Here is a 13,905-nt window from a genome sequence, read left to right on the forward strand (position 1 = left end):
GCAGCGCTCGGGACGACCGCGCGGGTCAGCTCTCCGGGATGGCGCACTCGACGTACGACAACCCGCTGAGGTCCAGCCACGCCCGCCCGGGCCCGCGCACCAGCCGCAGCACGACCGCCGTGCACTCCGGGCAGCGCCCGACCAGACCCGGTGCCCGGTCGTACACCTGCAGCTCGGCGACCGCGCCCGACCGGCCGCACCCGGCGCAGCGGCAGCGCGCCGCCGTGATGTCCACCGCGAACACCTCGCGCAGCGGGCCCGCCAGTTCGTTGCCGTCGACTCGTGGGTCGGTCATGATGCGCCTCCGGTGGGTCCGAAACGTTCGGTCCTGATGCGATCGGCCGGATGCCCCTGGTCGATCAGAAGATCCGCCACGGTCTCGACGAACCCGGTGGGCCCGCAGACGTAGCACAGCGGCATGCGCCCCGGCCCCCAGCCGGAATCGGCCAGCAGCCCGGCGTCCAGCCGCCCGGGCGGCCGGGACGACCCCGGCGGCGCCTCCCGGGTGTAGGCCAGCACGATCTCCACGCCGGGCCCGGAGGCCAGCTCGCCCGCGTACAGCAGAGAGGCCGGCGTGCGCGTCGAGTAGACCAGCCGGAACGGCGCGAGGCCGTCGGAGGCCCCCGCGGCGGCACGCGCCCGGATCATCGACATGAACGGCACCACCCCGGACCCGCCGCCGACCAGCAGCACAGGCGAGGGGTCGGCCGCCGACCACGTGAAGTAGCCGCCCACCGGCCCGCGCAGCTCGAACACGTCCCCGGGCTCGGCGACGTCCACGAGGTACGAGGACACCTCGCCGTCGTCCACCCGCTGCACCGTCAGCTCCAGCCGCCCCGGCCCGGGTGCCGACGCGATCGAGTAGCTGCGCTGCGCCGAGTAACCGTCCGGCGCGGTGAGCCGGACGTCCACGTGCTGGCCGGGCACGTGGCCGGGCCAGTCAGGCACGTCGAGCACGAGCGTGCGCGCGGTCGCGTTCTCCGCCCTGACGGCCGCCACCGTGGCGGCCCGCCAGGTCAGTCGCCCCAGTACCGCTGCTCGCGCCATGGGTCACCGTAGTTGTGGTAGCCGACGCTCTCCCAGAACCCCGGCTCGTCCTCGTCGCCCAGCCGGATGCCCTTCACCCACTTGGCGCTCTTCCAGAGGTACAGGTGGGGCACCAGCAGCCGGGCCGGGCCGCCGTGCTCGGGTTCCAGCTCCTCGCCGTCGTAGCGGTACGCCACCCACGCCTTGCCGTCCACCAGGTCCTCGACCGGGATGTTGGTGGTGTACCCGCCGTAGGAGTGGGCGAGCGCGAAGTCGGCGGCGGTGTCCACCTCGTCGAGCAGCGCCTCCACCGGTACGCCCTCCCAGGTGGTGCCGAACTTGGACCACTTGGTCACGCAGTGGAGGTCGACGGTGACCTTCTCCGACGGCAGCGCGCGGAACTCCTCCCAGCTCCACCGGCGTTGCTCGCCGGACTCGGTGGTGAGGGTGAACGCCCACCGGTCCAGGTCGATCCGGGGCGTCGGCCCGGCGGACAGCACCGGGAAGTCCTTGGTCAGATACTGCCCCGGCGGGAGGTTCGCGTCAGGCCGTCCTCGGCCGCGAAAGCCGCGGGAGATCACGCTCACGGCCATCACCGTCCTGTTCACTGGTCGTACACGCCGAAGATCGGCGCCAGGCCCCAAGGCTAGGACACCATTGTTACGGGCCGGGGTAGGGGAGGACGGAGGAGGGGGGTGAGTGACGTGCGGATCGTGGCGCTGGCGGACACCCACGCCCCGCGCCGCTGGAAATCCTGCCCGCCCGCGGTGGCGGAGCACCTGCGCGGCGCCGACCTGATCCTGCACGCCGGGGACATCTGCACCGCTGCCGTCCTGGACGAGCTGGCGGCCTACGCCCCGGTGCGCGCCGTCAAGGGCAACAACGACGGCCCGGACGTGACGGCACCCGAGACCCTGGAGCTCGACCTCGACGGCCTTCGCGTCGCGATGATCCACGACAGCGGCCCCGCCGTCGGCCGCTGGGCCCGTCTGCGCCGCCGCTTCCCCGCCGCGGACCTGGTGGTGTTCGGCCACTCCCACATCCCGTGGGACCAGGAGGAGCAGGGCCTGCGCGTCTTCAACCCCGGCTCCCCCACCGACCGCCGCCGCCAGCCGCACGGCACCGTCGGCCTGCTGGAGGTGTCGGACGGGCGTCTGGTGGCCGCGAGCATCGTCCCGGTCACCTGAGCCTGAGCCGCCGGGAGACGGGCCCCGGCCGGAGGGGCGGGCGCCGGCTCAGGCCGCCGCGGGCGGCCCGGCGACCGGCCGGCGGCCGGTGACGCCGACCGTCGCCATGCCGGGCTCGCGGAAGTCCGGGTCACGCAGCCGTACCAGCGTGTCGGCCACCATGCCGGGAGTGATGCCGTCAATCGCGCACAACACCGGGGCGAGCTGCTCGACGGTCAGCTCCCAGAACCGCCCCATCGGGCGCCCGCCACCCACCATGGAGTAGGCGACGTCGGTGTCCAGCTCGATCAGCCCGGCGCGGCCCATGTGCCCGGCCAGATCGCGCGGCCAATCGCAGTCGGTGCCGATGCGCTCGGCGAGCGCCGTGAACACCCCCATGCCGGTCGTGCGGTACGCGTCGTGCGAGGACGCCTCGATGGGGAACCGCGCCGGCTCCTCCAGCACCAGCCAGCCGCCCGGCACCAGCCAGCGGACGACCCGCGCGAGGTCCTGGTCGCGCCCGCGCAGGTGACAGAACAGGTACCGGGCGTGGATGAGGTCGAACGACCCGGGCGGGAAGTCGTCGCGCGTCAGGTCGTGGTGCGTCCACGTGACACCGGCGTCGCCGTCGTTGCGGCGCACCAGCTCCAGGTCCAGATCGGTGGCCACGACCCCGCCGTCCGGGCAACGCTCCGACATCCACCGGGCGACGGTCCCGGTGCCCGCGCCGAGTTCCAGGCAGCGCCAGTCGGGCTGGATCGGCAGGGAACCGAGGCGGCGGAACGTCGCGGGGTCGAGCTCGGCGGTGAGCGCGCCGAGGCGCTCGTCCTCGGAGGTGGCGGCGTGGTTGAAGATCTGGTCGCCGTACCGCTCCACGATCTGCTGTGTCATCACTGAGACCTTCGGCTAGGGGGCTGATCTCCGTGGGGAGGGTCACCTGCCAGCCTCGCGAAGTCACCCTCGCCCTTTCTTCTTCGAGAAAGCCGTTTGGCCGGCCGTGGACACGGATATTCGCGCACGCGGATTCGGCGGATTCTCACCGTACTGTTACGGCCTCATGAGACCGGTGATAACCGTTTATCCGAATATGCAGGACACGTGAGTGCGCCCGCATTCTGGAAGGTGATCCCGCGCTGTTTCGCCCTGATGCTTGAGTTCTGCCTCTTCTCCGGCGGATGGAGCCATCATGATCACAGCGACTTCTGTGGCGGACCTCGAATGCGGATTCGAGACGGCGGCCGGCGGGCCCGGGCATGACGGCGGGGTACTCGGAGCCGTCGAGTACTGCGACCGCGTCGGCGGGCCGATCGTGCGGGACGGCCGCCCCTTCATGGCGATGCCGATGGGCGACGAGGACATGACGCGGTTCACCGAGGTGTGGCGGGCGGGTACGAGCGTGGTGACCGGCCAGCACCGGGGCCTCGCGTACGCGTGCGACGGCGAGTACCTGTTCCTGTGCGGCCGCACGGGGGAGGACGCCGACCTGGCGACCGCCACCGAGGAGGCCTACCTCGCGGCGTTCGAGGTGGTCAGGCTGCTCGGCTACCCGCATCTGGCGCGCATGTGGAACATGGTGCACGGCATCAACGACCCCGACGGGCGGGGCGGCGACGTGTACGGCCGGTTCTGCCAGGGGCGGGCCATGGCGTTCGAGCGCGGGGGCGTGCCGCCCGGGATGCTGCCCGCCGCGACGTGCGTCGGCAGCCACGGCGGCGGGGTGGCGTTCTACCTGCTGGCCACCCGCACACCCCGCGCCGTCCACATCGAGAACCCCCGCCAGACCCCGGCCTACCGTTACCCCCCGAAATACGGCGTCAAGGCGCCGAGCTTCGCCAGGGCGACGTATCTCGCCGCGCCGGACGGCACCGGCCGCCTCTTCGTGTCCGGCACCGCGAGTATCGTCGGGAGCGAGACCGTTCACGTGGGCGACATGGCGCGGCAAACGACGACGACGCTGGAGAACATCGCCGTTCTGGTGGGCCGGGAAAACCTTTCTCGATATGGAATAGACGCCGACCTGTCGCTGCGCGACCTGGACGGCGTGAAGGTCTACGTCAAGCGCAAGGCCGATATTCCGGTCGCTCGGAGAATATGCGCGGAGGTTTTCGGTCCGAGCGCCGCCGTGGCGTACGTGAACGTCGACATCTGCCGGGACGACCTGCTGGTGGAGATCGAGGCGGTGGCTCCCCGGGTCCGCCCGGCCTGACCGGTGTCCCCGGCCCGTACGGGCCTGCCCGGCCTGCACGGTGGGGACGACACGGACGGCGGGAACGGCGGGAGGCGGCACCCCCGGCACGGGCGCCGCCTCCCTCACGAGACACCGTTCAGGGACGCCTGGTCTCCCACTCCACCGTCTCCTCGACGGTGACCTGGCGGGACCGCAGCGCCGGGTCCATCGGCCGCAGGTACGTCTGCTGCACGCCGGGCACCCGGTCCTCGACGACGAACGTCGCGCGCGTGTAGACCTCGGCGCCGGGCTCGGTCACCCGCGGCACCACCTTGAAGTCCGCGGTCATCCGGTCGCGCTCGATCGTGGTGAGCACGTAGCCGCGCTGGTTGTTGTAGAACTTCAGGTGCGGGTTGATCGCGAGGAACGGGTGGGTGGACGGGTCGGAGTCCGCGCCGTCGCCGCCGGTGCTGATCGAGGTGGCGACCAGCTCGGCGCCGACCGAGGGGCCGGTCGGGTCGTCGTAGTCGAGCTTCAGGTCCGACGCCCAGTGCGCGTGCACGTCGCCGGTGAGCACCACGGCGTTGCGCACCTTGGCGTCCACCCAGCCCTGCGTGATGCGCCGCCGGGAGGCGACGTAGCCGTCCCAGGCGTCCTGGCTGGTCACCTTGGCCGGGCCGGCGTTGTTGTCGCGCTGCGCGAAGAACACCTGCTGCCCGAGCACGTCCCACCGGGCCCGGGACTTGCGGAAGCCGTCCAGCAGCCACGCCTCCTGCGCGGCGCCGGTGATGGACCGCGCCGGGTCCACCGCGGCCGGGCAGTCGTCGTAGCCGTCCCCGCAGCCCTGGTCGTCGCGGTACTGCCGGGTGTCGAGCATGTGGAACGTCGCGAGCGCGCCCCAGCGGACCCGCCGGTAGAGCTGCATGTCGATGCCGCGCGGGATCGAGGTGCGGCGCAGCGGCATGTTCTCGTAGTACGCGCGGAACGCGGCCTCGCGGCGGGCGAGGAAGTTCGGCTGCGGCACCTCGGGCCGCTCGGGCACCTCGTCGGCCCAGTTGTTGTCCAGCTCGTGGTCGTCCCACACGACGAGCCACGGCGCGGCGGCGTGCGCGGCCTGCAGGTCGGGGTCGGTCTTGTACTGCGCGTGCCGCTGGCGGTACCCGGCCAGCGTCTCGGTCTCCGGACCCTCGTGGTCACGGATGTTGCCACCGGGGATGGTGTAGGTGTCCTTGGTGTACTCGTACTGGTAGTCGCCGAGGTGCAGCACCAGGTCCGGGTGGTCCTCGGCGAGGCGCCGGTAGGAGGTGAAGTAGCCGTGCTCGTACTGCGCGCAGGACACGAACGCCATGGCGAGCGCACCGCCGAACGACAGCGGGTGCGGCGCGGTGCGCGCCCGGCCGGCCGGGGAGACGTACGGGCCGACGCGGAAGCGGTACCAGTACTCGTGGTCGGACCGCAGGCCGTCCACCTCGACGTGCACGCTGTGCCCCCACTCGGGGACGGCTTTCGCGACGCCCGAGCGCACCACGCGGTGGCACCGCTCGTCGGAGTAGATCTGCCACTGCACGGCGAACGGGCGGAGCGGCATGCCGCCCATGCCGTCCTCGGCGAGCGGCTGCGTCGCGAGTCGCGTCCAGATGACGAAACCGCTGTGGTCGGGGTCGCCGCTGGCCACGCCGAGGGTGAAGGGGTCGGTGCGCAGGCCGCGGGAGGCGAGGCTCTGCGCGGTCTCGGCGGTGGGGTCGGGTTCCGCGAGGGCACTCGTCGCGGGGACGGCGGCCACCGCGCCCGCGGCGAGCCCGGTGACGAGGAAGGATCGGCGGTCGAGGTGCGGCATGGGGACTCCCTGACGATCAAGGAAGGGAACCCCCGTAGCCTTGCCCAGCTTCGTGACTACTTGGTTAACCACAAAAGTCATAAAAAAGGCGACATACTCCATCGAGACCGTCCGTCTCCGCCGTCCCGGGACCCGGACGGGTCGCGGGGAGACCGGGGGCGGCGAACGACATCGGACCGGGTGGGGGCGAGAGAAGAGAGGCACGCGTGACTGGCAGCGCGGGCACGAGATCAGACGACGGCGGCTTCGTCGGACGGGAACATGAGCTGGGCGTGCTCGGCGCGGCCTGGGACGCGGCCCTGGCCGGCGTGCCCCGGGTCGTCGGCGTCGAGGGCGACCCCGGCATCGGCAAGACCACCCTGGTCCGCCGCTTCCTCGGCCAGGTCGCGCCGCCCACGGTGATCTGGGCCGACGCCGACGAGGACGAGGCCGACTTCCCGTGGTCCCTCCTCACCCAGATCTCCCAGAGCGCCGACCACACCGTCCATCGCGACCGCGCGGCCGAGCCTGACGTGTGGCCCGGCGTCAGGCACCCGGAGCCGATGCCACCACCCGCCGGCGACGCCGGCCCGCTGGGCGTCCGCGGCGCGCCGCCGATCGGCCGGCCGCTGCCCGACCCGGCCGGCGGGGACGCCGACCCGTGGCTCGTCGCGCGGTCGCTCGCCCTGGAACTGCGCGCCCGCGGCCCGCTCGTGCTTGTGGTGGACGACGCGCACTGGGGCGACCAGCTGTCCATGACGGCGCTCCGGCTCGCCGCCCGGCGGCTCGCGGACGCCATGGTGCTGCTCATCCTCATCCACCAGACCCCGGGCGAGTTGTCCCGCCCGTTCACCGGCGGCCCCTTCCGAGAGCTCCGCGAGCTCGGCGACGGGTGGCGGCGGCTGCTCGACACCGGGCGCGGCGCCCGGCTGACGCTCGCCGGGCTGTCCGCGCCCGACCTGGTGCGGCTGGCCGCCGCGTGCGGCCACCCCCGCCTGTCCCCGCAGGGCGCCGCGCGGCTGCACGAGCACACCGGCGGCAACCCTCTGTACGTGCGGCACCTGCTGGACGAGGTGCCGATGCACTCCATCGCCTTCGGGCACGGCCCGCTGCCCGCGCCGCGCGGGGTGGCCGCCGTCCTGCGGGCCCGGCTGGCGTCCTGCGGCCCGGCCACCCGCGATCTGATCGCCGCGGGGGCGGTGCTCGGGCCGCGGTTCGGCCTCTCCAAGATCCGCGAGATGACCGGCGAGGCCGACCTCACCGAGGCCGCCGCCGAGGCGATCCGCGCGGGGCTGCTGGAGGAGGTGCCCGGCTCGGCCGGCCACGAGCTGGCGTTCACCGGCGCCCTGGTGCGGGGGCTCGCCTACCACGACCTGGACATGGCGGTCCGGCGCGGCCTGCACCGGCGTGCCACATGCCTCGGCGGCGGCCCCGCCGACATCTGGCACCGCATCGCCGCCGCGGAAGGCCCCGACGGTGAGCTCGCCGCGGACGTCGAACGTGAGGCACGCGCCCAGCGGGCCCGGGGCCGTCCCGCCCTCGCCGCGGTCTACCTGCGCCAGGCGCTCGACCTCACCCCGGCGGGCCCCGAGCGTGTGCCGCGTCTGCTCACCACCGTCGAGGCGCTGCTGGTGGCCGGGGACGCCGCCACCACGCGGGAGTACCAGGCCGAGCTGGCCGACATGGCCCCCGGCGCGTGGCCGGACTACGTGTCCGGCTACCAGCACCTGCTCAACGGCCGCATGGCCGACGCCCGGCGCCTGCTGCGGCGTTCGCTCGCGGCCATCAGGGACGGTGCCACGCCCGAGCCGGGACGGCCGCGCGACCTGGAGGCCCGGGTGGCCACCCAGCTCGCGATCATGGCGGTGCTCGGCGCCACGCCGTCCGAGATGATCGAGTACGGCGCGGTCGCGGTCGCCGCCGCGCGCGAACCGTGGGTGGCGGCGTTCGGCTGGTTCGCCGAATGTGTCGGCCTCGCCCTGTCCGGCCAGGCCCCGCGCGCCCTCGCCGCGCTGGCCCGCGCGGACGCCCCCGGCGCGCCGTCCGGGCTTGAAGGGCTGGTGGCGCGCGGCATGATCCGATTATGGACGGACGACCTGCCCGGTGCCCGCGACGACCTGGCCACCGCCGTGGACCGGGCCGCGCGCGGCGAGCCACTGCGCATCGAGCAGGCCCTCTGCTTCCTCGCCGAGACCGAATACCGCATGGGCGCGCTCGGCGAGGCCGTCCTGCACGCCGAGCCCGCCGTCGGCGACGCCAAGGAGAACGACCGCGTCTGGGACTACGCCATGGTGCACGCCCTGGCGGCCTACCCGCTCGCCGCGCAGGCGTCCTGGGAACGTGCCGAGGCGCACGCCGCGCAGTCCGCCCGCTGGGCCCGCCACGTCGGCACCGCCGCCGGCCTGACGTACGCCGCCGCGGCCGAGGCGGCCCTCGCCCAGGCCCGCGACGACGCGACCCGTCTGCTCGCGGTGGCGGAGGACCTGCCGCCGGAGTACCCCTCGCCCGAGCCGGGTACCCACCTGCTCGGGCCCCTGCGCGCCGACGCCCTGTCCCAGCTCGGCCGGCCCGCCGAGGCGTGCGAGGCGCTGGAGGAGTTCCTGCGCCGCCCCATGCCGCCCGGACGGTTGTCGGTGCAGGTGTGCGTGGCGCGGGTGCGCGCCCAGATCGCCGCCGCGTCCGGCGACCTGGAGGAGGCGCTGCGCCACTGCCGCCGCGCCGTCCCGCTGGCCCGTACCGCCGGGTTGCGGCTGGAAGCGGCCCGGCTCGACCTGCTCATGGGCGGCTACCTGGACGCCTCAGGCCGGCGGGCCGCGGCCGAACGCGCGCTGCGCGCGGCGTACCACCGCTTCTCCGCGATGGGTGCCGCCGCGTACGCCGCCCGCACCCGGCACGCCGCCGAGCGGGCCGGGCTCAGCCTGGAGGGGCCGCCCGCCGCGCTCGGCACGCTCACCCCCGCCGAGCGCGCCGTCGTGGCCCTGGTCTGCGAAGGGCTGTCCAACCGTGAGATCGCCGAACGCATGGTGCTGAGCCGCAAGACGATCGAGTTCCACCTCACCAACGTGTTCCGCAGGCTCGACATCACCACGCGGGCCGACCTGCGGCGCGTGGTGTCCGACGACGCGTGAGCCCGCCCGCCCCACCAGGGGGGCGGGTGCGGACTCCCAGGGTGAGGGGCCGAAATGTCCCGGGGCCGTCCCGGAAGCATGCAGGGGAGCCATCGATCTACGCTGGCCCGCGCCCCCCTCGAATCACCACTGGAAGGCACGGTCTGTCATGCGAAAAAGCGTGAGGTACGTGATCTCCGCGCTGGCGGCCGGCGCGCTGGCCCTGGCGAACGGCGCCCTGGCGCCCACCCCGTCGCTGGCGAACGGCGGCCACGGCCACGGCAAGCCGTCCAACGGTTTCTCCAGACACGGCCCGTGGAACACCAAGCTGCCGCGCGACGTCCGCCTGGCGCCGAACTCGCAGGCCATCGTCGACAACATCAAGTACGACAAGGACAACAACTGGCAGACCTGGGCGATCAACACCGACACCTACTCGACGCCCATCTACTACGTCGACCGGCGCACCCCGCGTAAGCGCTGGACGTTCTCCGACTGCCTGAACCTGCCGCACCTCGCCCCGGTCATCGCCGACAGCCTCGCCGCGGTGCCCACCCCGCCCGACATGATCACCTCCATCGGCACGGACTCGGCCGTCACCATCTACCAGCCGTCCACCGACACCTACTGGGACTTCTGGCGGGCCGAGAAGGACGCGAACGGAAACTGGTCGGCCTGCTGGGGCGGCAAGATCGAGCGCTACTCCCGCAACCCCGGCATCTTCGACAACCCCCTCGGCGCCACCGCCACGGGCCTGCCGATGGGCGCGTTCACCATCAGGATCGACGAGCTGCGCCGCGGGTACATCGACCACGCACTCAACATCGTGACCGTGCGCACCCGGGCGAACTGCAACTCCTGGCCGGCCACCCGCAACGACGGCTTCGTCGAGGGCGAGGACATCCCGTGCGAGGGCCAGCGGTTCCGGCTCGACCCCACGTTCGACATCCGCACGCTGACCAGCCCGGCCGCCCGCACCATCGCGCGGGCCATGCAGGAGTACGGGCTGATCATGACGGACAAGGGGGGCGCCGTGGTCACCTACGCCGAGGACCCGCGGCTGGAGATGGCGCGCAACGGCGGCGTGGACCCGTACATCGAGCTGTTCGACCCCGACGACCTGATCCCGGACGGCAGCGAGAAGTACTTCGTGCTGAGCGAGATCCCGGTGGAGCGGCTCCAGGCGCTGCCGATCGACTACGGCAAGCCCCGGTAGCACCGCGACGGCCCCGGTGAGTTCCTGGCGGTCGGGCCGGGCTCACCGGGGTTTCCGAAGGGCGTGGCTGCACACGTCTGTTTCGGATGATGCGCGGACGGAGGGCCTACGGGCCGCGGCCCTCCGTCCGCGCCGGAGCGAGCGCCCTGGTGAAGTCCAGGGTGAGGCGGGTGCCGAGCGCGGGGTTGTCGATGGTCACGTACCCGGTGCGGCCCCGGCTGTTGACGACGGTCCCCGCCGCCAGCGGGCCCACACCTCCCGTACGCGCCGACCACGGCACCTTGTCGACGGACGGCACGCCCGTGCTGACCACCGAGTAGTTCCACCAGGTGGGCAGCGCGGCGCCGGTGTCCCTGGCGAACACCACCTCGGTGCCGTCCCACTTGGTGTACCGGGAACGGCTGATGCCGAAGGCGCGCTTCTCGTTGCGCTCCAGGGTGCGCGCGGCGAAGTCCGCGAGCGGCACCCCGGCGATCGCGGCCTTGGGGACCGCCTCGAAGAACGCGATCTCCTTGTCGTCGGCGCTCTTGCGTGCCGCGACGTAGAACCCGCGGTCCGTGCCCGTGCAGGCGGCGGTGGCGGCGTCCACGAAAACCCACTGCCCCTTCGTGATCCAGCACTGCGGCCGGTCGGCCCGCAGGTAGTGACCGGGGATCACGACGCCGGCGCCGCAGGCGAAGCCCGGGGCGACGCAGCCGGTGCCGAGGAAGGTGGCGATGCGGATCATCTGCTCGGTGCTCACCAGGTGGCCGGTCGGCATCAGCGTGGTGGGCACCACCGTGCCGGAGTCCACGCCGCGGCCCCTGCCGAGCACCTTGTACGCCGGAGGGCTCGGCACCCCGCCCGCGGTGATCAGGAAGTCCGGTGTGGCGGAGTAGGCCTCGATGCCCGCGTGGGAGAACCGCTGGAAGAAGTTCCGGTGGTCGTGGTTCAGCACGAGGTCGGCGATCAGGTCCGGCGGGCGGTACTGGCTGATCCCGGCCAGCAGGAGCTCGCCGGCCGACGACGCGGGCACGAAACCCGGGGGGTCCAGCTCGCTCATCACCGCGGTCGGGCCGAAGTACGCCAGCATGCGGTCACGCAGCGCGTCGCTCTGCGAGTGGAACAGGTCGGGATGCCAGTCGGTTTTGAGCCTGCGGAACGGGCTGTCGCGCCGCCCGTCGTTGGCGGACACCGCGTACTTGGCGCTCACGTAGTCGAGCACCATCTGGGCCGCCAGCTTCACCCGCTTGTCCTCCGCCAGGTCGTACAGGTTCTGGATCGCGGCCAGGCTGTAGCGCTGGTAGGGGCGGGCGTTGTACTCGATGAAGTCGTTCTTCAGGAAACTCTGCAGCCACTTCAGCATGAAGGTGTTCATGCCGTTGCGCTCGTTGTCGTACCGCGCGCTCTTGTCGGTGCGGGCCAGCAGTTGGTTGGTGAGGTACCGCGACGTCTCGATGAGCAGCCGGTGGTTCTCGCTCTCGTCGACCTTCAGCGCGCCGCAGATGGTGTCGTCGCCCGTGTTGTGCCCGCCGCGCTTGTTGAGCAGGCGCAGCAGGCGGTACCGCACGTCCGGGTCCAGCAGGCCCTCGAAGGCGTAGTACATGAGGACGTAGCCCTTCAACGCGACGTCGTACTCGCCTTCCCGCTTGCAGGGGAAACCGGCCTCGGTGCCCGCGTTGCTCTTGATGGTCTGGAGCCGCAGGGCGTTGTTGACCTCGCTGTCCAGGCGGAACCTGATGCCGGTGCAGCGTCGTGGCGAGTCGCTCAGGGCGTCGTCGTAGTGGTAGTACAGCTTGGCCAGGGCCGTGGTGACGAAGTTGTCCTCGTTGTCGAACACCTCGATGGGCATCGGCGCCGGGCAGGCGATGTGGGCCGCCGCGGCCCTGACGCGTTCCTGGAGGTAGGTGCGCTCGCGGCCCGCCCTGCGCTCCGGGGCCACCGCCCACGCCTGCTCGGCGGTGCGCGGCACGGGGATCTCGCTGAAGTCCAGGTCGCCCTTGGCGACGTACGGCACCTGCGCGGGGACCGTCCAGCCCTGCAGGCAGTCGTCACTGCCGAGCCCTCCGCCGTCGCAGCCCTCGACGATCACCGAGTACGTCCCGACGCTGTCCACGACCGGGTCGTTCTCGTCCTTGTCGTCGTAGTGCCGGGGCCGGAACACCCGGGTGCCCCAGCGCTCCTGCGCGTCGTCGTCGGGGTCGACCTCCACCTGCCCGAGGTCGCGGCCACCGCGGCTCACCCGCACCAGGAAGTGGTCGTACTCGTACGGGTAGGTGTCGCCCCACTCCACCACCAGGTCGACGCCCCGCTGGTAGGCGGCCACCGTCATCTTGTCGCCCTGCTTGGGGCTGGTGACGACGGTGCCGTGCTCGAACGGCATGGACAGCCCGTTCTGCACCTCCCGCTCCGCGCCGGTGGGGCAGCCGAGCGGGCCGTGTTTCGCGCCGGTCATCACCCACCGGTCGAGCAGCAGCTTGGCGGCGGGCCTGACGGGGCAGTCCTGCGACGGCGGCTGGGGGTCGGGGAACACCGCCTGGACCGACGCCGGGATCGTCCACTTCTGCTGGCACGTGGACGACTGGAGGAACCGCCCGTCACACCCCTCGACGATCACGGTGTAGCGGCCCGGCTTGCTGATGGGGGTGCTCCAGTGGCCCGACCAGCTCTTGGCGTAAGTGTCCGCGTCGATGTCGGTCTGCCCCAGGTTGCGGCCGTCCAGGTCCCACCGCACCAGGAACCGGTCGTAGTGGAACGGCCGCGTGTCCCCCCAGTCGGCGTGCAGCGTGCCGCCCTGCTGGTACACCGCGACCGCCATGTCCGGCCCCTGCCCCGGGCTGTGCACGATCTCGCCGTGCTCGAACGACATCGCCCTGCCGCCCGTGACGTCCCGCTCCGGCCCCGTGGGGCAGCCGATCGCGCCTTCCTTGCCGCCGACGTACGCCCAGCGCTGGCCGATGGCGCCGGACGGCAGGCCGTTCTCGCAGGAGAACCGGGGCAGCGGCACCTCGTGGTCCACGAACGCCGGCGCCGTCCAGCTCTGCCGGCACCTGCTGCCCCCCTTGTCGTCACACCCCTCGACGACGATCCGGTACCGGCCCTTGGCCGACACCGGGATGGCGTAGAACCCCCGGTCCCGATCGATGTAGGAGTCGACGGTGACCTGCCCGATGTTGACGTCCCCCCGGTCCCACCGCACCAGGAACTTGTCGTAGTGGTACGGCGTCGTGGGCCCCCAGTTCACGATGATGTTGTCGTCCTGCGAATAGGCCGCCACCACCATCTCCCCGCCCTGCCCCGGCGAGTGCACGATCTGCCCGTTCTCGAACGTCATGGCGGTACCCCCCGGCACCCCCTCCGCCTGCCCCTTCGGGCACCGCATCGGCCCGCGCCACCCGTCCAGCTCGTTCCACCGCTTCTCGATCAGC

The 13,905-nt window shown here is 72.5% G+C and carries 10 protein-coding genes; 4 read left to right on the forward strand and 6 right to left on the reverse strand.

All coding sequences use genetic code 11. The features are described 5' to 3' along the window. Nucleotides 1–25: 25 nt before the first annotated feature. The 3 genes from ABGB17_RS10780 to ABGB17_RS10790 are packed head-to-tail and all read right to left on the reverse strand — an operon-like array spanning nt 26 to nt 1,613. Nucleotides 26–295, reverse strand: coding sequence for a DUF6510 family protein (locus ABGB17_RS10780; RefSeq protein ID WP_347628035.1), 270 nt, complete (start codon nt 293–295; stop codon nt 26–28). Next, nucleotides 292–1,047 (reverse strand): ferredoxin reductase, encoded by a 756-nt coding sequence (locus tag ABGB17_RS10785; RefSeq protein WP_347628036.1) that lies wholly within the window; start codon nt 1,045–1,047, stop codon nt 292–294. Before ABGB17_RS10785 ends, ABGB17_RS10780 begins: the two co-directional genes overlap by 4 nt. Next, nucleotides 1,017–1,613 (reverse strand): sulfite oxidase-like oxidoreductase, encoded by a 597-nt coding sequence (locus ABGB17_RS10790; RefSeq protein WP_347628038.1) that lies wholly within the window; start codon nt 1,611–1,613, stop codon nt 1,017–1,019. The genes ABGB17_RS10785 and ABGB17_RS10790 overlap by 31 nt, the downstream gene beginning before the upstream one ends. Nucleotides 1,614–1,721: 108 nt before the next feature. On the opposite strand from ABGB17_RS10790, the gene ABGB17_RS10795 reads away from it, so the two are divergent. Then, nucleotides 1,722–2,213 carry a metallophosphoesterase family protein gene (locus ABGB17_RS10795; protein WP_347628040.1) on the forward strand — a complete coding sequence of 164 codons (492 nt, stop codon included), beginning with the start codon at nt 1,722–1,724 and terminating at the stop codon, nt 2,211–2,213. 48 nt (nt 2,214–2,261) lie between these two features. On the opposite strand, the gene ABGB17_RS10800 is transcribed toward ABGB17_RS10795, so the two are convergent. Beyond that, the gene (locus ABGB17_RS10800) at nt 2,262–3,083 is read right to left on the reverse strand and encodes a class I SAM-dependent methyltransferase (RefSeq protein ID WP_347628042.1); all 822 of its coding nucleotides are present in this window, start codon (nt 3,081–3,083) and stop codon (nt 2,262–2,264) included. Between the two features lie 295 nt (nt 3,084–3,378). Between ABGB17_RS10800 and ABGB17_RS10805 the strand changes: the two genes are divergently transcribed. Continuing rightward, nucleotides 3,379–4,398 (forward strand): FkbO/Hyg5 family chorismatase, encoded by a 1,020-nt coding sequence (locus ABGB17_RS10805; RefSeq protein WP_347628044.1) that lies wholly within the window; start codon nt 3,379–3,381, stop codon nt 4,396–4,398. Between the two features lie 118 nt (nt 4,399–4,516). On the opposite strand, the gene ABGB17_RS10810 is transcribed toward ABGB17_RS10805, so the two are convergent. Further along, a complete protein-coding gene (locus ABGB17_RS10810) occupies nt 4,517–6,196 on the reverse strand; it encodes an alkaline phosphatase D family protein (RefSeq protein ID WP_347628046.1) in 1,680 nt (559 codons plus the stop codon). Between the two features lie 206 nt (nt 6,197–6,402). On the opposite strand from ABGB17_RS10810, the gene ABGB17_RS10815 reads away from it, so the two are divergent. Both ABGB17_RS10815 and ABGB17_RS10820 read left to right on the forward strand, forming a co-directional pair. Further along, nucleotides 6,403–9,303, forward strand: coding sequence for an AAA family ATPase (locus tag ABGB17_RS10815; protein WP_347628048.1), 2,901 nt, complete (start codon nt 6,403–6,405; stop codon nt 9,301–9,303). Between the two features lie 160 nt (nt 9,304–9,463). Continuing rightward, nucleotides 9,464–10,498, forward strand: coding sequence for a hypothetical protein (locus tag ABGB17_RS10820; protein WP_347628050.1), 1,035 nt, complete (start codon nt 9,464–9,466; stop codon nt 10,496–10,498). 106 nt (nt 10,499–10,604) lie between these two features. On the opposite strand, the gene ABGB17_RS10825 is transcribed toward ABGB17_RS10820, so the two are convergent. After that, nucleotides 10,605–13,811 (reverse strand): hypothetical protein, encoded by a 3,207-nt coding sequence (locus ABGB17_RS10825; protein WP_347628052.1) that lies wholly within the window; start codon nt 13,809–13,811, stop codon nt 10,605–10,607. Nucleotides 13,812–13,905 lie beyond the last annotated feature (94 nt).

The organism is Sphaerisporangium sp. B11E5 (assembly GCF_039871875.1).
GTDB lineage: Bacteria > Actinomycetota > Actinomycetes > Streptosporangiales > Streptosporangiaceae > Sphaerisporangium.